At 33.5% G+C, this 20,873-nt stretch carries 10 protein-coding genes; 8 read left to right on the plus strand and 2 right to left on the minus strand.

Features of this window, described 5'->3' with window-relative positions; translation table 11 throughout:
- The first annotated feature begins 39 nt into the window (after window positions 1-39).
- From VQL36_RS07070 to VQL36_RS07100, 7 genes are read left to right on the plus strand one after another with little or no spacing between them, the layout of a single operon-like run.
- A complete protein-coding gene (locus VQL36_RS07070) occupies window positions 40-3,807 on the plus strand; it encodes an amino acid adenylation domain-containing protein (RefSeq protein WP_349248629.1) in 3,768 nt (1,255 codons plus the stop codon).
- Entirely contained in the window at window positions 3,804-5,114 is a 1,311-nt protein-coding gene (fabD, locus tag VQL36_RS07075) for an ACP S-malonyltransferase (RefSeq protein ID WP_349248630.1), read from the plus strand. The genes VQL36_RS07070 and fabD overlap by 4 nt, the downstream gene beginning before the upstream one ends.
- On the plus strand, window positions 5,095-8,838 hold the full coding sequence (locus VQL36_RS07080) for a type I polyketide synthase (RefSeq protein ID WP_349248631.1): 3,744 nt from the start codon (window positions 5,095-5,097) through the stop codon (window positions 8,836-8,838). The genes fabD and VQL36_RS07080 overlap by 20 nt, the downstream gene beginning before the upstream one ends.
- Window positions 8,810-12,148 carry a beta-ketoacyl synthase N-terminal-like domain-containing protein gene (locus VQL36_RS07085; protein WP_349248632.1) on the plus strand — a complete coding sequence of 1,113 codons (3,339 nt, stop codon included), beginning with the start codon at window positions 8,810-8,812 and terminating at the stop codon, window positions 12,146-12,148. Before VQL36_RS07080 ends, VQL36_RS07085 begins: the two co-directional genes overlap by 29 nt.
- A 12-nt stretch (window positions 12,149-12,160) precedes the next feature.
- Entirely contained in the window at window positions 12,161-12,430 is a 270-nt protein-coding gene (locus VQL36_RS07090) for an acyl carrier protein (RefSeq protein ID WP_349248633.1), read from the plus strand.
- Between the two features lie 35 nt (window positions 12,431-12,465).
- On the plus strand, window positions 12,466-13,608 hold the full coding sequence (locus VQL36_RS07095) for a radical SAM/SPASM domain-containing protein (RefSeq protein ID WP_349248634.1): 1,143 nt from the start codon (window positions 12,466-12,468) through the stop codon (window positions 13,606-13,608).
- Window positions 13,609-13,639: 31 nt separating this feature from the next.
- A complete protein-coding gene (locus VQL36_RS07100; RefSeq protein ID WP_349248635.1) occupies window positions 13,640-14,686 on the plus strand; it encodes a hypothetical protein in 1,047 nt (348 codons plus the stop codon).
- A 145-nt stretch (window positions 14,687-14,831) separates the two neighbouring features.
- Here VQL36_RS07100 and VQL36_RS07105 read toward each other — a convergent pair whose 3' ends face one another.
- Complete coding sequence (locus VQL36_RS07105; protein WP_349248636.1) at window positions 14,832-15,584, minus strand: NUDIX hydrolase; 753 nt, start codon at window positions 15,582-15,584, stop codon at window positions 14,832-14,834.
- 28 nt (window positions 15,585-15,612) lie between these two features.
- A complete protein-coding gene (locus tag VQL36_RS07110) occupies window positions 15,613-15,777 on the minus strand; it encodes a hypothetical protein (protein ID WP_349248637.1) in 165 nt (54 codons plus the stop codon).
- A 565-nt stretch (window positions 15,778-16,342) separates the two neighbouring features.
- Between VQL36_RS07110 and VQL36_RS07115 the strand changes: the two genes are divergently transcribed.
- Window positions 16,343-19,888, plus strand: a complete 3,546-nt coding sequence (locus VQL36_RS07115) for a collagenase (RefSeq protein ID WP_349248638.1) — start codon at window positions 16,343-16,345, stop codon at window positions 19,886-19,888.
- The last annotated feature ends 985 nt before the right edge of the window (window positions 19,889-20,873 follow it).

The raw sequence follows: 20,873 nt of genomic DNA on the forward strand, positions 1-20,873 counted from the left end.
AGAAGCACAGCAATTTAGATAGAATGGAGGGTAATAAAGGTGACAGAAAATAAAAAAATAGATAAAGAAAATATTGAAAATATTTTAGCGTTATCTCCTACACAGGAAGGGATGTTGTTTCATTATTTAAAAAACAAAGAGAAAAATGTGTATTTTCAACAGTTAAGCTTACAGTTATCAGGAGAAATTTGTGTAAAAAGCATTCAAAAATCATGGCAACATGTATTAGAGACAAACGAAATGTTGCGAACGATTTTTAGATGGAAGAAACTAAAACACCCAGTACAAATTGTACTGAAAAATAGAGAGATTCCATTAAAAGTAGTTGATTATTCAAATCATTCAGAAAAGGAACAAGATGAATTAGTTTCAAATTTAAAAGAGCAGGATAATCAAGAGGGTGTAGATATTGAAACATCACCATTCAGAGTGATTGTTTGTTTGTTAGCTGAAAATCGATGTGAGATGATCATTACTTGGCATCATATTCTGTTTGACGGATGGAGTAACAGTATTCTACTAAATGAATTTATGAATGTTTACAAAAAATTTTATGCTGATCATCGGCCTCTACAGCAGAACAAAACGAAATTTAAAGATTTCATCTCATGGCATAAAAATCAGGATAAACACAAGCAAAAGTTATTTTGGGAAAGTAACTTCATTCATTTTGAGCAATCTACATCTTTACCCTACGATGAGCATGTTCAGGTGAGCAGTTTAAAAGATATTGTAGTCACTTCTCTGAATACTCTTGAAACTGACAAAATCATTAATTTTACAAAACAAAACGACATCACACTTTCGTCTCTTTTTTATACCGCATGGGGGATTTTACTGCAAAAATATAATCAAGCAAATGATGTGGTTTTTGGGACAACGGTGTCAGGAAGAAGCAATTTTACAAAATCGGTTGAAGACGAAATGGTAGGTTTGTTTATTCATACTATACCTTTAAGAGTACATTCAAAATACAACGATGCAGTAATAGATGTGATTCATGATGTAGATCGATCCTTGCAATTGAGAAGTGAATATGAAAACACGCCTTTAATTGATATTGAGAAATATGTTGGATTCAATACTGAAAATCCTCTATTTCATTCTATTGTTGTACTGGAAAATTACCCACTTGATGTAAGTAAACAGATGGACAGTTTGTTAAAGATTGATGGTTATGACATGGTAGAAACGACTAATTTTGAGCTGACATTAGGTATTAAAACGTTTGACAAATTATTCGAGATAGAATTTTCTTATGATACTAGTAAATTTTCAAAGCAAATGATTCAAAGAATGGGTGGGCATTTTACTAACATATTAAAACAAATCATTCATCATCCTGAATTAAAAATCAGTGAGTTGGAACTTGTTACGGAAGTTGAAAAAGAGCAGATTTTTAATTCTTTTAACCCTTTAATAGCTAAAAATGAGACGATGAATTTGGTCCATTTAATGTTTGAAAAACAAGTAGAGCAATCACCAAAACAAATTGCGGTGGTTTTTGATGGAGAACAGTATACCTATAAAGAGATCAATGAAAAAGCAAATCAATTGGCTAAATATTTAAGGGGAAAAGGGATTAAATCGAACGATCGAGTTGCTATAACAATTGAAAGATCGGCTTATTTAATCATTTCTGTATTAGGAATATTAAAAGCTGGTGCAACCTATATTCCAATTGATGAAAACTATTCTAGTGAGAGAATTTCTTATATTTTAAAGGATAGTCAAGCAGAGGTGTGGATTACACAATCTAGCATTGAGGGAAAAATAATTTTTGATGGTTTGGTTGTTCATATTTATGATGAAGATATTTATAAGGGTGAAGTTTCCAATTTACAAAACACCTATTATTTTGGAAATATTGCTTATATTATATACACTTCTGGTTCAACCGGAAATCCAAAAGGAGTAAAGGTGACACATGCAAATTTATCAAATTATGTGGATGCTTTTCAGCGTGAATTTAAACTCGCTAGAAATGACGTGATTCTTCAGCAGTCCTCATTTTCATTTGATCAGTTTGCTGAGGAAGTTTACCCTATCTTATTAAATGGTGGCAGCATAGTGATGGCTGATAGATTTCAGGTTATGGATATAAGAACACTTTTACGATTAATTCATGATCACCACATTAGTATCATTTCTTGCTCACCGCTGTTATTAAATGAGTTAAATAAGCAACAAGGTTTGGAAAAAGTACATACATTTATTAGTGGTGGCGATATTCTGAAATATGAGTTCTTTTCTAATTTGGTAATGCATTCTATAGTATACAATACTTATGGACCTACAGAAGCTACGGTATGTGCAACATATTACCAATGTGAGAAGGGTAGTATGAAAAATGTACCGATTGGTCGTCCTATTCATAATTACAACGTTTATATTTTAGATGAGTTGAATCATTTAATGCCGGTAGGTGTTTATGGTGAAATTTGTATTTCAGGGTATGGCGTTGGTGCAGGTTATGTAAATCATGAACAGCTATCTAATGGAAAATTTGTAATGAATCCATTTCAATCTCATTTGCGAATGTACAAAACTGGAGATATGGGAAAATGGCTACCAGATGGAAATATTCAATATCTTGGAAGGAACGACGAGCAAGTCAAAGTTAGAGGTTTTAGAATTGAACTAGGTGAAATTGAATTTCACCTTCGTTCACATCACGCAGTGGAGGAAGCGTTCATTCTTGCTGTGGATGATGTCGGTGGGCGGAAACAAATCGTTGCATATGTCAAATTAATTGAGGAAGTGGATTCAATTGAATTTAGAGATTTTTTAAGTGACAAGCTACCTCACTATATGACTCCTGCTTCTTTTTATAAAATCGATAAAATTCCCAAAACGAGCAACGGCAAATTAGATAAAAAACGATTAATTCAATGTAAAGATCGTATAAACGAAGAAATTATGGATGATGAAAGTTTCGTTAGTGAATCCGAACAGAAGATTAAACAGGTGTGGAAGGAAGTATTAGAAGTTGAGAAGGTTGGCATTCATGATCCATTTTTTGATGTAGGTGGGAATTCGATTTTGCTCATGCAAGTACACTCCCAACTTGAAAAACGTTTTAACTGGGGAACAAACATTGTAGATTTATTTAATCATCCAACGATTGCAAAACTAGCAAAACTTATTGATCAAAAACACCAAGAAGTAGATGTAGTAGGTATATTAAACTATCAAAAACTTCCTAGTCAATATTTCCATATAAATATGCAAGCAAGTGGGATGAATAAGGTTCGTTATTATATAGAATCTGACTTTGTTAAATCAATGCGTTTGATAGCGAGTAACCATCAAGTAAATCTATTAGATGTTTTATTAGCCATGTATCTTTACTTGTTTACAGAAGTTTCTGGGGAAAAAGCAGCTCAAGTTCAGTATTTAAAAGAATGTGGGGAGAAAATAATCCCACTTAATATAGAATTAAACAAACTAGGGGGTTTTGAGCAGTTATTTCAAGTTGTGAACAAGTTAAGACAAGTTGATAACTACCAAGAAACCTACACTTTGAACTCCATCCGTCATTTAACACTAAATAAGGAGAAGAATTTCATCTTGCCTTTTATACACGTTAAAACAGATATATCCATAGATTCGAAGTTTTTAGAATTTTTTGATATTTCGTGTTGTGTGGAAGAAGATGAGAGAACAGACAGGCTGACTATTACCTTTAAATATAATGATAGAAAGCTCAAAAAAAATAAGATGAGTTTTTTGATAAAAGCTTATATGAACCTTATAAATCAGCTTGTCAAAAATACGGTTTCATCTAGAAAGGAGCATTCGATTTGAAAAATTTAGCTCTGATATTTCCTGGACAAGGTTCACAATACGTAGGTATGGGTAAAGAATTAGTGAAACATTATTATATTGCCAGAAGTGTTTTTGAGGAAGCAAATGATGTATTAAATATGGATGTAAAAAAGCTTTGCATTGAGGGCGATATGCAAGAGTTAACAAAAACAGAAAATACGCAACCTGCATTGCTGGCTTTAAGTGTAGCTGCATATCGTGTGTTTGAGGACGAAGTTGGATTACAGCCTGCTTATGCTGCAGGTCATAGTTTAGGAGAGTTTTCAGCATTAACCTGTGCGGGCGTGATTTCATTTACTGATGCGATCCAGCTTGTTAGAAAAAGAGGTTTGTTCATGAAAGAAGCCGCAGCAGAAGGTCATGGATTAATGTGTGCTGTAATAGGAATGAGTAAAGAAGAAATAGAAGATGTATGCAATCAAGTTTCTACAACAGAGCATTTTGCAGTTATTTCTAACTATAATGCACCAGAGCAAATTGTGATTTCTGGCCATCGTAAACAAGTACAAAAAGCAGCTGATCTGTTGAAGCAAAAGGGCGCACAATTATCTGTTTTAAAAGTCAGTGCACCATTCCACAGCCCATTAATGAGATCAGCCGCAATTAAATTAGAAATGGAATTAAAAAAATACCATTATGGTACGTTTAAATGGCCTATCCTATCGAATGTGACAGCACAGCCTTATTCTAATCCGAAAGATGTCATTGGAAATCTTACGACTCAAATGTTTTCACCTGTGAAATGGGATGAGTCAGTATTGTATCTCTCTCAACAAGGTATAGATACAGCCATAGAAGTTGGACCTAAAAAAATATTAACAAATTTGATGCGTTACAATGACAGTCCGTTCATAAGTTATCCTTTTGAAAAATTACTAGATATTCAAAAAGTGAAGCAAGAGTTAGAAACAGATATAGAGAAGGAGAAAAGCAGTAAAAAAGTAAAAAATGTTGTGACGAAATGTCTAGCAGTTGCTGTTTGTACACGTAATCGGAATTGGGATCAAACATTATATGAAGAGGGAGTCATTAAACCGTATAAAAAAATCCAACAAATACAGGACGAGCTTGATGAAACGGGAGAATTACCTAATTTGAAACAGATGAAAGAAGCTTTATTTTTGTTAAAACAGATCTTTGATACAAAAGAGACACCGATGGAAGAGCAAGTAGAGCGTTATCATGAAATTTTACAAGATTCAGGAACCGAATTGTTATTAAATGAATTTGTTCAAACTTCAATCATTCATTTTGGAGGTGAGAACGTTGGATTTCAGCTCAATTAAGTTAGATGAAATGTCCTATGATGATGAGTTTCATATTCAATCAGAGGAGGTGGCTGAACAAGATATTGCTATTATTGGAATATCCTTAAAATTGCCTCAGGCAGATACTAAAGAAGCCTTCTTGTGCAATCTTAGAAATAGCGTTGATTCTGTGAGAGAAATTCCTGTTGCAAGAAAAAAAGATACAGATTTGTATTTCAAACATCGTAATCAGGATGATTCTATTCAATATAGTGAAGCAGCCTATTTGGATGAAATTGATCAATTTGATTATTCTTTTTTTAAACTATCACCAAAAGAAGCTAGCTTAATGGATCCCAATCAGAGAATTTTTTTGCAAACCGCATGGAGTGCCTTAGAAGATGCTGGTTATACAGAGGAACAATTGAACGGAAGTCGCACGGGGGTTTATTTAGGATATGGTTCTGATTCAGATTATAAAAGTATGATCCAACAAATAGAGCCAGATGCAGTTTCATTATCTATGCCTGGAAATGTAAGACCGATCATTGCGAGTAGACTCTCCTATATTTTGAATTTAAAAGGTTCGAGCTTAACTGTAGATACGACGTGCTCCTCATCCTTAGCTGCCGTTCATCTAGCTTGTCAAGCAATTAGAAATGGCGAATGTGATATGGCGGTTACAGGAGGTATTCAATTGCATTTGGTACCTGTGAGAGATTTTGAGGTCGGTGTAGAATCTTCAACATCGAGAACCAGAGCTTTTGATGACAGTTCGGATGGTACAGGAACTGGAGAAGGGGCAGTGGTGATGGTTTTAAAATCTTTGCGTCAAGCTTTGGATGATCGAGACCACATTTATGCCGTAATTAAATCCAGTGCAATGAATCAGGATGGTAGTTCAATAGGGATTACGGCACCTAATGCGGAGGCACAAACTGATGTGATCGTGGAAGCATGGGAAAGAGGGGGAATTGATCCAGAATCTATTTCTTATATTGAAGCACATGGAACTGGAACTAAACTAGGAGACCCTATTGAAATTGAAGGCATTCAAAGCGCTTTTAGAAAATATACAGACAAAAAACAATTTTGTGCCATAAGTTCAATAAAGAACAACATAGGGCATTTGGATAGTACGGCAGGAATCGCAGGTTTATTAAAAGCTGCTTTATCTTTAAAAATGAAAGAATTATTTCCTACACTGCATTTTAATCGACCTAACCGACAAATCTCCTTTGAATCATCCCCTGTTTATATTCTTGATCAATGGAGTAAATGGGAAGTAGATAACAATAAGGTACGAAGATGTGGAGTAAGCTCTTTTGGAATTAGTGGAACAAATTGTCATGTAGTACTTGAGGAGGCTCCCGCAATGGAGTCTGAGATACAGAGCGATTCAGGTGATAAACCACAAATTATTGTGCTCTCGGCAAAAACAAGATCTTCATTAAATCATCTAATATCAAAGTATATACAATATTTAAAAAACAATCATCAAATTCATATCAGAGATTTAAGCTATACGTTGTGTACTGCTAGAAATCACTATAGTCAACGAATTGCATTGATTGTACGAGATATAGAGGATTTAATAGAGCAGTTGTCAGCATTAGATTTAGGTCTGTCAAAGGTACAATCCACTAAAATGGAGGAATTTAGTTTAAGGGAAATTGCAAAAAAGTATATAGATGGTGAGGATATCCCATGGAGTAAGTTATTTCAATATGAAAAAAGAAATAAAATAAGTCTGCCCACATCCCTGTTTGACTTAAAGAGATGTTGGTTTAACTTCCCTGATGAAGAGGATGAATTTCATAATGAAAATTATTATTACCACACGATTTGGGAGAAAGCACCACTTGTTATTGAAAAAGAGGTAAGGTCAACAAACCGAACTTATTTAATTTTAAAAAATAAAATCGGGCTTGGAAATCAAATTTCTGAAAAACTGAAAAATAAAGGACATCAAGTCATTGAAGTGGACATAGGTAAACAAAAAGCAACATCTGAAGCAGATTATGTTAAGTTACTGCAACAATTGAAGACTGTGAATATCACACATATCCTCCATATGGTTTCGATTTCAGAAGAAAAGAGAAATTTAAACTTGTGCCAATTAGAAGCAAAGTTAAACGATGGGGTTTATAGTTTGTTTTATTTAACAAAAGCACTGGTGAAAAATCAGATGTTTAATCCGATTGAGATCATAACGATATCCAACTTTGCGAATGATGTTAACGAGGAACAACAGGTTGTGAAACCTGAGAACACTGCTCTATTTGGATTAGGCAAGGTCATCGGTTGGGAATATAAAAATGTAAAAGTAAGATGTATTGATATCGATCAACATACACAGGTCCAATCACTTGTAAATGAGTTGCACACACATTCAAATGAATACAAAGTAGCTTACCGCAATCAGGATAGATATGTTGAACGATTGGATGTTTTAAAATTATCAAAAGAAGTTGAAAAGCCAATCGCATTGAAAACAACAGGCGTATATCTCATTTCAGGAGGTCTAGGTGGAATTGGCCTCAACATAGCAAAACATTTAGCTTTAAAAGGGAATGTAAATATTGCGATGCTTCAACGTTCGAAACTGCCTGAACGTGATTTATGGAAAGGTATATTAAAAGAAAATACTAATAAAAAATTATGTGCCAAATTGAGGGGGATACAAGAAATAGAAAGTACAGGTTCCAAAGTGATCTGTTTTGATGTAGATGTATCCGATGAACAATCGTTAAAAAATGTATTAGGAAATCTAAAACAACAATTTGGCAATATTCATGGCGTTATGCATGCTGCTGGAATCGGAGAAGGGAACTTATTAGGCAAATTAACGAAACAACAATTTAGAAGGGTGATAGAATCTAAAGTTCATGGGACGGTTTTATTAGATCAATTATTATCCGAAGAACAGTTAGACTTTTTTATCCTTTTTTCCTCTGCTATTACTTTAGTAGGCGGTGTAGGTTCGGGTCCTTATAATGTTGCAAATACATTTTTAGATGGTTATGCATCTTATAGAAATCGTAACAAAGGCAATACAATGGTAATCAACTGGCCTGCGTGGCAAAATACAGGACTTGCTGAGGGGGAAGATATTGAAGAGGGTAAGGAATTATTTAAAGTGTTGACAGTAACTCAAGGACTTAGCATTTTTGACCGTCTTTTAAATCAAAACATAAAGCAAACATACATCGGAGCTTTAAATATAAGCAGTCAGTTATTTAAACTTGAGGATGTTCTTCCTTTTAAATATACAGCAGAATTACGAGATAAACTAAACATGGATGAGAGAATGAACACTTTTGAAATTAAGAGTACTTCCCACCAATCACTTAAATTAAAAGGGAAAGAAGAAAACCATTACACGGAAATAGAAAAAAAGATCGCTGGAATTTGGGTGCAAATATTAGGATATGAAGAACTTGATGTAAACGATAACTTTTTTGAAATTGGTGGGGACTCCATATTGATTACAAAAGTTCATACATTGTTAGAGCAATCGTTTCCAATGCAAGTTACGATAGCAGATTTGTTTTCTTATCCTACCATTGCAAAGTTATCCGAGTTTATGATGAGCCTCACTGGACAATCAGATGAGGTTTCAGTTGATGAACTTCATTTAGATAAAGAAATATTATCGTTGTTTTCTAAAGTAGAAGCAGGAAAATTAACAATAGAGGATGCTGTATCCAAATTTCGTGCTATGGAGGTTTACGATGGAAAATTTATCTCAAATGATATTTGAAAAAGTCTCTAAGGGAAGGATGGACAAAGAAACCGCTTTGGAACTGCTGAAGTCTATCAAGTTAGAGGGGATGAATGAAAAGGTAAACGATGATATAGCCATTATTGGATGTTCGGTTCACATGCCGAAAGCAAAAAATCTAGAACAATATTGGGATTTGATCGCACATAAAAAAGAATCTATTACAAAATTTCCGAATGAGAGGCAGAAGGATTGTTTAGATTTCATTAAAGAATTTACTAGTTTAAGAGAAAAGGACATTCAGTTTAGCCATGGCGGGTACTTGGATGATGTGGATCAGTTCGATTATTCCTTCTTTAACTTGTCACCCAAAGAAGCAGCTTTAATGGACCCTAATCAAAGGTTGTTTCTAGAGAGTGCATGGCAATGTATTGATGATGCAGGTTATGGAGGTAAAAGAATCACTGGAAGTAGAACAGGTGTATACCTTGGATACGCTGATTGGCCTGTATATGGACAATATATATCTAAAAAGCAGCCTTCAAATGTAAGCATTGCTAGTGCTGGAAATACTCCATCTTTAATTGCTAGTCGCATTGCTTATATGTTGGATTTAAAAGGACCTGCATTTCTAGTAGATACAGCATGTTCCTCTTCATTAGTAGCTGTTCACTTAGCTTGTATGGCATTGAAAAACAATGAGTGTGATATGGCGATCACTGGTGGAGTGAAGGTATGTCTCATGCCTGTAGATGGAGTTTATGAAATTGGTATCGAATCTTCCAGTCATTATACAAGTACTTTTGATGATCGATCAGATGGTACGGTATGGGGTGAGGGCACAGTTTCCTTGTTGTTGAAACCGTTGCAAAAGTCTCTGAAGGATTTAGATCATATTTACGCTGTCATCAAGGGAAGCTCTTCTAATCAAGATGGTTCGTCTGTAGGGATTACGGCTCCGAATGCTGCTGCACAGGAGCAAGTACTTTTGGAAGCTTGGAGGGATGCTGGAATTAACCCTGAAACAATCGGTTACATTGAAGCTCATGGTACAGGAACGAAATTAGGTGATCCTATTGAAATTGATGGAATTCAGAGAGCTTTTAGACAATACACGAACAAAAAGCAATTTTGTGCAATTGGCTCAGTGAAAACGAATATTGGGCATTTGGACAGTGCTTCAGGGATAGCGGGATTAGTGAAAGGAATTGCGGCATTAAAATACAAACAATTACCCCCTACGATTAACTTTGCAAAACCAAACCGGAATATTGCTTTTGAAAACTCTCCCGTTTATGTGAATGATAGATTAGTTCAATGGGAAACAGAAGAATTTCCAAGAAGATGTGGAGTAAGTTCTTTTGGTTTTAGTGGTACAAATTGCCATGTAGTATTGGAAGAGGCTCCCTTAAAAACTGAACAAAATATGGAGAAAACACAGTTTATTGAAATGGATGAAATTCATCTGCTTGTTTTATCCGCAAAAAGTCAGTTTGCTTTAAAGGAATTAATTTATAAATATCGAGATGTGATAGCCCTTAGTGAATGCGAAAACGACATTAAAAATATTTGTTATACCTCAAATACAGGTAGAGCACATTATCAATATAGATTAGCAATGATAGCTGGCAACAAACAGGACTTGCTTCAAAAGCTAGATTTCTCATCTAGTATTGAATTACAAGAAATCCAAAATAAAGAGATTTATTATGGAAATTTCCGTATCATTGCTAAACAAAAGCTACAGACTGGACAAGATCATACTTCTATATCGAAAAAAAGGAATCTTGATGAGCAGGTTGTAGAGTTGTTAACTCATGGTTTTCAAAAAGATGACAAAGAATCACTTCGGAACTTATGTCTTTTGTTTGTGAAGGGAGCGGACATTGATTGGTCAATTTTATACAAAACTCAACAGAGAAGGAAAGTACCCGTACCAGCCTATCCTTTTCAAAAAACAAGGTGTTGGATAAGTACTAATATACTTGAAGATGCCAGTGATGATAAACGAGGTACTTTGGATTTTCAAGATCACTCAGACGATCATATAGAGATAGAAGAGATTAGTATAGAAGATATTGTTTTAACAGGATTGCAAGATAAAACTTATAACTCGTTACATAGAAAAATAGCTCATGTATGGGCGAACATTTTGGGAATGAAAGAAATAAATATCAATGATGATTTTTTTGAAATTGGTGGAAATTCCATATTGTCAATCAAAATGGAGGTAGATTTAGAAAAAAAATACGATCTTCAGCTAACTTCGGATGAAATATATGAATATAGAAGTATTAAGGAATTTGCTATTTATCTTAATGGTCCTGAAATCACAATAGAACCAATGGAACCTTTTAATGATTTATATTATAGAAGTTGTTTTTATAATTCTTTATTTCCAATTATAAACCATTTTGGTGGAGATATTATGTATTTTTTATTAAACGATATGATTCTTTATAAGTATGAACAAGAAGAAACCGAAAATTTTAGTATTCAATACGCTGAAGCAAAGCCATTAAATCAAATTTTTGATCAGGTAGGGTTGCTTGTGAATCATAGATTCGATAATAGCAATATTGTAGAAGAGCTGAAGCAGTGTATTTCTGATGGAAAACCGGTAGTTATATGGTTAGATGCATTTTATGAATCAATAAGAAAAGATACTTATCAAAAGCAGCACTTAGATCACACGATACTTGTCTACGGCTTTAACGAAAAAGAACAACAGTTTCATATCATTGAACATGATCGCAGAGAAAATTTAACCTATCAAAAATGTAAAATTCCATTTTCTGATATAGAAAAAGGTTGTAAAGCATTTTCAGAACATTTTGTAAATGAGGATGGAACTACACCTACTCATTATATATTTGAAAAGAAATCGAATTATGACTTCAGTCAACATATTGGTAGCAAAGAGCTTTATCAAAACATATTTTTAGATAGTTTATTAACTCATAAACACAAAATCTATGAAAGTTTAGAAGTCATCAATCTCTTTATGCACAGTTTTAAACAAAAAACTTCTTCAGAGGCTGAGTTAAAGAGAAATTTGGATGAACTAATAGAGTTTTTAAATGAAATTCTCATTGCAAAACAAGTTGAAAAATATAGATTTACAAAGTTGTTTCATGAAGGGAGTGAGGTTGCAAATCGGTTGGAGCAAGTAATTAAAAAGTGGGATTTTATTCGTAAAGGAGTTGTAAGGTTTATGTATTTACCTGTATACAAATCGGAAAATTTTACTTTGTGTTACCAGAAGCTCACTGAACTAGCAACGGATGAAAAGCAATTATTTGAGTTATTACATGTTGAATTAGAACAAACCATTATACAGGACAAATGAGGGGGAAAATCGATGTCAATTGATGTAAAAGAAAAAGTATTAAACATGTTGAAGGAAAATCTTGAAGTAAGTGACGAGGTAGATATAGATCAATTAGGTCTTGATGATGATTTATCTGTATTAGGAGTTAACTCTATGACATTTATAAAACTGGTTATTGCAGCGGAAATGGAATTTGGTATGACTTGGGATGATGAAGAATTGGATTTTCGTAATTTTTCAACGATTAACAATATTATTAACTATATTTCAAATTCACCTGAGAATCATACTTCAGGATAATAAGTTCTTATGAAGTGAAAGAAGGGGATGGAATTATGTTAACAAAAGCTGGGGATTTAGGTAATGAAAAACTTCTAGAACATGTACAGAATTTAACTCCAAAATTGAAACAAATTACGATTTTTGCTTCGGATTTATGTAATTATAGATGTTCATTTTGTCATATATGGGGGGAAACAGGCTGGGCGTTAAAAGAACCACAAAGGGTAATCAAAGAACAATTAGATATTGATGTGATTAAAAAATTTATGGATCAGGTGTTGGAAGTAAATCCTAAAATAGGTGTTATCATTACGGGTGGTGAACCTATGTTGTATAAAAATTTTACAGAATTAGTAGAGTATTTAAGAAGTAAAAAGGTTACGATTTACGTACTTACAAACGGCTCATTGATCAAGAACAAAATCGATTTAATTATAAATAATGTGGTTGCGTTGAATATCTCTATTGATGGACCCGAGGAATATCATGATTCGATTAGAGGCAAGGGGAGTTTTCAGCAAATATGTGAAAATATTGAGCTGCTCATTAAAGAGAAAAAGAAAAGAAGAAGAATGTTTCCTTTTATAAATATTAATATGACGCTTTCTAAATACAACTATCAAAGCGCAAAACCATTCCTATCAGCGCTAAGGGATCGATTTAGCAATGAAAAAATCATTCTTCATGATACGATGAATCCTTGGATAAAATCAAGAGACCTATCCGTAAATTTTTGGCCTCTATTATTTACGACACGTGAGAAAGGTAAGCAGTATGCGATAGAAATGAAGGAATTGTTAGATTGCGACGTTTCCCCTGCTTGGGAAGGATTTGTCGAAGACCCTATCGGTATTGATACGAAACGTTTAAAAAATGACCTGGAAGATATTTGGGAGAGTGAAGGAGTAGACAGTTCAAATTTTGTAGATGTAGAAGAGTATTTTAATAATATAAAGAATGTTTTTGGTAGATCTAAATGTCTAGCTCCATGGCATGAGCTTATCATTCGCAGAACAGGAGATGTATATCCTTGTGTTGATTTTCCAGACTATAAACTTGGAAATATTCACGAATCATCCTTTGAAGAGATCTGGACTGGGGACAAGGTTGCGAAATTTAGAGAGGTATTAAAAACACGTAATTTAAATGTATGTAATCGATGTACCCGTTTATTTGCAGATAAAGAGTCGTTTTAATTACCTTAATTGAGAGGAATGAAAACTAATCATGAAAAAAAGTTTGAAAGTCAATTATCCAATGATCACCTCTTATCCCAGACATGCGTTTAACTTAGCCATTATTAGTACGATAGAAAATTCTATTCCGTGGGTATTTTCTAATTACGTACAATTAAGATGTCATACTCAATCATTGCATGAAAAATATATTTATGCAGATTGGTTTGAATTTGATGCTTATAACCCGACGTTAGATGATAACCCATTAGTTTATTATCAGATTATTTATAGGGAACTCATTTTAAAGTATACCAACAATATTGTTGAATTTACGATAGATTGGATCAATGATGGATATTATTTTTTTACGCATCTAAATGAATTTTATGTTCCAAATACGAGAGCTTATCAATTTAGAGATTTTCCTCATAGCAATTTGATTTTTGGTTTTGACAAAGTAGAAGAGTCATTTGAAATTGCATATTTTGATAAGGATGGCAAACTGGCTTTTGGTAAAATCGGTTTTGAAGATTATGCTAACTCTTTTAACACGCTCGTGGTATCACAGGATTATTTAAAATACAATTATTTAGTTAAACCTAGAGATTCATTTGATTACAAGTATGACGCAAAAACCAATCTACAAACATTTAAAGATTATTTGCAAGGAAATAGAGCGATGGATTTACATTATGATCGATATCGTATGTTTGGAACGAATGTTGATCAGTTTGATTTTGGGATAGATGTATATAAAAATTTAGAAATTTATACAATTTATTTGGAAGAAGCGGATATAGTGTATGATATTCGTCCATTTCACATCTTATGGGAGCATAAATCCTGTTTGAAAAAACACTTGCAATATATAAATGAATTGAACTTGTTAGGTAACTATCCTGTATTGGATAACATGCTTAAAGAGGTTGAGGATCAAACGAAGAAATTAAGAAATCTCTTTTTGAAAGTTGCCTACTTGCATATGAATACAGAAAAAACAGATTTAAATGCAATCAAAAAGGTAAGGGAAAGGTTGATAAAATTGAAAAATGAAGAAATAAAATTTTTTGAAAGTTTAATAGAACAGTTATCATAAAGTGAGCAATACCTGAGAAGAAGGGATGAATCACTAGATCGAGTATATATGCTACCAATCCAAAAAGTCGAATTCCTGTAATCTAAGGAACCGACTTTTTATTCTTTGTTTCTATGTATTATTTCGTTAGTTTAATGTAAAAAAACTATTTAATCTTCAATTCTTCTTTCAAGACAGGACTTAGAAAATCTAATTTTGGGTTATTATCATATTTGAAAAAATCTGAAACTGAGTCACTATCTGCTGATAATAATACAATGGATGAAAATTCTGGATCTATCCCTTTTTCGTGTAGAGCTATTTCAAATTGCTCATACCGATTTTGAAATTCTAATGAATCCATGTTTAATTGAATGAAATAAACGAGAGCTATATTTCCCCAATGTACGAGATATCGTGGTTCTACTTTTGCCACTAGATTTTGTTCTTTTAAATCGATTCCAATTTCTTCTTTAGCTTCACGAATAAGACTACCTAACATATCTACAGTATCTCCATGTATGTCGTTATTGTCTATCCCTCCTGCTATAAATTGTATACGGGTTGGATTAGTCGTCTGGTTATTCATCTTTCCTAATATATAATAGTTATCCTTTGTTAATATAAGTCCGTTAGCAACTATAACAGGGCAACTGAATTTTTCTTGTATGTTGTGACGCTTAGTATATAGAAAATGAGCAAAATCAGTTTTATGCAACGTAACGAGTAATTCATTTTCTGTTTCTTTGATTTTTTTTATTGAAAATATGTCGCCCCTATGGAACGTTTCTCCACTTTTAATGAGAGAGTCCCAATATAAATTAATAGATTGTTGTAGAGATTGTGGTAAGTCCATATGTTTTTCAGAAACCGTTATTTTAACATTTATCGGGATTTTTTTGACTGTAACCTTATTCAAAATCCGAACCTCGTTTCTATAATAAATCTTAAACCTTAAGCTGTAAATTCATCTTTTGATTTAATAATTCTTTAACATTTTGTATAGTATTTTTTATAAATTCATCAACTTCAATGGACGTGAGATAGATAAACTCGTGGTCATCGGAAATCATATTATTGTGAAGTTTAATCCATTCTTCATCCGTTATCAAATGAATGTAATATAATCACATGATTTTTCAGATGATTTTATTTTGCACCTAGTCACAGCTTAGCTGCTACTAAATCAACTTAAGGATATCAGAAAAAATTTTTCAAACATCCCATAATAATTATAAAATAATTTTTTGTGTGATATTGCAATAATTTTTTTATATAAAATTTCCAAGAGTGGGTTTCAAGGACTATAAGGTGTGGAACCAGCAACTAAACGACAAGACGTAATTTGTTCAAAATATGTAAAAAGAACCGATTTTCTCATTAATTCGGTTCTTTTTACATATTTTACACAGTTCCATTCTATTCTAGAATATACATAAATAGTTTTATTATATTATTTATTAATAAATAACTATAATTATAGACTATACTAAAAAATGCTAATGGGAAAATAACAAAAAAGGAGCTAAAACAATTATGAAGACAGAAATGACATTAGTACAATTAGATGGATTATCTAAAGTTGACAAGGCTGTCATATCAAGAATCGAAAGGAGGTGGTGCATTTCTATTATTTCTTGTAGTAAATTTTGAAAAAATAAAAAGTGGAGGTATTCTATGAAAATATTTAAGAACAAATTAATAGGCAAAATGTTTCTTTTATTACTTTCTATCAGCATTATTTTTCCCTCAAATTATAATGTTTTAGCAAAACATTCCAAAGAACAGAGTATGAGTCAAGAATTACGAGCCCCAGCCTCTCCAATTCAAACTTTTCAATATGAAAAAAGTATTCATGTAAAAAATAGTTCTAACATTGAACGATATCGTCCCGCGATACCTACAAGAGCTGATGGACAACGGGCAATAGATACACTATCTGTAAGTATTGCTTCAAATCATGAATACACATTTGATGATCTTAATCGCTTATCTTATGCAAATTTAGTAGATGTTTTAGTAACGATAAATACCGATGAAATAACAGATTTTTGGACTTATAGTCAAGATGTAGTTGAATTTTATCGAGATAGACAACGTCTTATATATCTCAGTGATGAAATTGAACAGAGAGGTTCTCAATATACCTCTAATGATGATAGAGGGCTCGCAACTCTTATTGAAGTGTTAAATAAAGGCTTTTTATATCAATGGGACTTTAATGATCCTGATATGGATTATTTGAAAGATTTATCATTCAGAGCAGAGATTACTCCAGCAGTTCTGTCTGTGATGAACAATTCTGATTTTGCACTTGGGACGGATACGCAGGAGGCAGTCGTGGCACAGATAGGGTACTTAATCAGTAATTCTACAACAGATATAGATATGTTTGATGAAGCCTATTCTGTCATTAGATACTTTAATAATGGAGTAGATAATTATATTACTGATCCATCTAAAACGAATGCCATATATGCTCTGTTAAGTGGTTTGAATTATAATTTGTATTATAATTACCGTTTTGGACCTTATGACACTCCTAACCAAGCTCCATGGTATGGACAAATTGATACTTTTTTTAATGAAGTAGCTTATATTTTAAATTTTAATCAGTTTGCAGACACGGATCATGAATGGTTGATTGATAATGCTGTTTATGTAATTACTGAAGAGGGAAGGTTCCACAGTAATGCTAACTTCGCTTTAAACACATTAAATGATGCGTTAAATGTATATCCTTATTATGGTGGAGTTTATTTAGCGCTTGCAGCATCAGTTGATGATTTAGGAGGTAATATTAACTACCCATCGATCGTAGCGGATTATGAAGATCACTATTATGGAAATCATTACACATTTGATGATGGAGAATTCATAATTAAAGCAGGAGATAGAGTATCTGAAGAAGATATTCAAAGAATTTATTGGGCATCAAAAGAAGTTAAAGCACAATTCCATCGATTATATGGAGTAAATGAACCAGTTGAAACTGGCAATCCAGATGATGTATTAACGGCCATTATTTATAATGATAGTGATGAATATGGAATGAATCGATATTTGAATGGTTTAGATACTAATAATGGCGGTATCTATATTGAAAGCTGGGGTACGTTCTATACATGGGATAGAGAAGTACCTACAGATAGTATTTATGGGTTAGAAGAACTATTTAGACATGAATATTTTCATTTTCTTCAAAGCAGATTTTTAGTGCCGGGCATGTGGGGTGATACAGATTTATATAACAATGATCGATTAGTATGGGTTGAAGAAGGTGGAGGAGAGTTTTTTGCTGGTTCAACTAGAACAGGAATTGATACTAGATCAACAAAAATAGGAAACATACATTCAAATCCATCTGACTGGTATACTTTGGATCAAGTATTACACGGAACCTATGGATTATGGGATATTTACGATTATTCCTACGCATTTTATGATTTTATTTACAATCATCATATGGATATCTTTGATAATGTAAAACAATATATAAGTAATGAAGATGCTGATGGGTTTGATCATTATATGGATGATTTAGCAAGAAACACTAATTTAGAAGATGAATATCACAATCATATTCAAAATTTGATCAATGATGGAGGGCGAGTTGTATTAGTAGAGGATGATTATTTAGTTAATCATTCTAATAGATCTCTACCAACCATAAGTTCCGATATTACAAATGAGATTAGTTTACGTAATGTAATAGAAAACACCTATAATTCTGATCTTTTTGACACCTATACTATTGAAGGTAGATATGTTGGGGGTAGGTCGAACGGTGAAGTAAATGATAGGGAAGCAATGAACAATATTGTAAATCAGGTATTAGGAAACTTAGATAACCGATGGAGCGGCTATAGAACGGTCACTGCTTATTTTGTGAATCATAGAGTGAATTCAAATGGTGATTATGAATATGATGTCGTATTCCATGGATTACTTCCGGATCAGGGGACTGGTACAGGGTCAGACCCTGTAGCAGATATTAGTGGTCCTAGCAGCGCTTTAGTAAATGAAACCGTTAGTTTCTCAAGTGATGGTTCATATGATCCAGATGGTACTATCGACTTTTATGATTGGAATTTTGATGATGGTTCGACAAGCACGAGAGCAAATCCAACTCATACCTTTACAGCACCAGGTATTTACTCTGTTAGGTTAACAGTTACCGATAATGAAGGAAGAACAGATACGACAGTAACTACAATTCGTATAACAGAAGAAGATACAGGAGGAGGTGAACCTGGAATCATATTGCAAACAAATGGGACATTAACTAGTCAAAACTCAGGTGATAATCACTATTTTACAGCTGTTGGAACCGGAGAAACTTCAATTACCTTAACAGTACCTAGTGCTAATGATGCCATTACTTGGGTGCTATATGAAGCGATTACTGGAGATAGAGTAGATTGGGCGATACAAAACGGTAATGTTCATGAAAGGACGATGAACCTTGTGTCGGGCACTGAATACGAGATCTTGGTGTATACTTGGGAAACTGCAACGATTGATTATGATCTTCTTGTCATTGGGGACGGTAGCCCCACTGATCCGACAGATCCAGGAACTGGTACGGGTGAGGGGAGCGGAACTGGATTTGATCCTGTAGCAGACATTAGTGCTCCTAGCACCGCAATAGTAAACGAAACGATTAATTTCTCAAGTGACGGTTCATATGATGCAGATGGTACTATCGACTTTTATGATTGGAATTTTGATGATGGAACGACGAGTACAAGAGCAAATCCGACTCATACCTATACAACACCAGGTAATTACTCTGTGAGATTAACCGTTACGGATGATCAAGGCAGAACAGATACGACGGTAATTACAATTCGTATAACAGAAGATGATAAAGGAGAAGGTCAATCTAGTATCATTCTTGAAACTAGTGGTACATTAACTAGTCAAAACTCAGGTGATAATCATTATTTTACAGCTTTTGGAACCGGAGAAACTACAATCACATTAACAGTACCTAGTGCTAATGACGCTATTACCTGGGTGTTATATGAAGCGGCTACAGGAGTTAGAGTGGGTTGGGCGAGACAAAACGGCAATGTCCATGAATGGACGATGAACCTTGTACAAGGCACTGAATATGAGATCTTGATGTATACTTGGGAAACAGCAACGGTTGATTATGATCTTCTTGCCATTGAGGACGGTACCCCTACAGATTCGACAGATCCAGGAATTGGTGGGTAGGCAATCAGAAGTCAACTTAGTTGAAAGTAAGATAGATGGTTCCCTTGGCTATGCTAGTGGTGATCAATACAGATTGGCTATACTTTAATGCTAATAGATCAGGTAATGTAACTGTTGATGTCACTAAATACATGGCTGGAAATGCGATTATTCGATAGATTTAACAAAATAATTATTGGAAATATACAGGGAGGCAGATTGGTGTCTCCCTATTTAGAATTAGCACTTAGTAAACCAAAGTCAATAGTAACATCGTCTTGTGGGTATGGCAACCAAAAGTGAAATTGATTGCAATAGGTGGTGGGGTAAAAATATGGTATATTATTCCTTAATGATATACCATATTTTTAAACTTGCCTTAGGATACTCGACTATACAAATTCATCTAACTAAACATAAATATATATTATCTCAATAGTTTAGGGGGTAAATTGTTATGAGTTGTTATGGTAGACGTTCTGATAGTGGAGCTGTGAGTGTCTTAGTACTATTCATACTCTTAGTTATCATTTTAGCAGCTGCAACTTTTGTATAATAAAAAAATAATTAAATTACCTATCGATTAGCTCATATATTTCTTCTCTACGGAAAGAGGCTGGGACAAAACTAGTCTAAATTAATGGAGAAAAGGTTCTAATCATTGGTTTTTAATGATCAGAACCTTTTCTTATAAAAATCCCTTTGGAAATATTACGTCCGCACTAGCTTCTATGGTTTGGTTTAATTCTTCTATTTTTTCTTCCATCTTTTCCGCAACATCTGAAAGTTCTTCTGTAGACTTATGGTTTTGTTCTTGTTTCCATCTCCTGTTGATTTAGCAATATTAACATCTTTTTCGACTTGTATCCAATCTATAGAATCTCATTGAATAGTAGGTGTTCTTGTGTCTTTTAGCCACTCGGTTTTATCCGTCGTTGAGTTACTAGAATTCATAGGTTTACTGTCCTTTCTTGTCAAGAAAAACCGTGGATAAGTCTGCACCCTT

Source organism: Chengkuizengella sp. SCS-71B (assembly GCF_040100845.1).
In the GTDB taxonomy this organism is placed as follows: domain Bacteria; phylum Bacillota; class Bacilli; order Paenibacillales; family KCTC-33759; genus Chengkuizengella.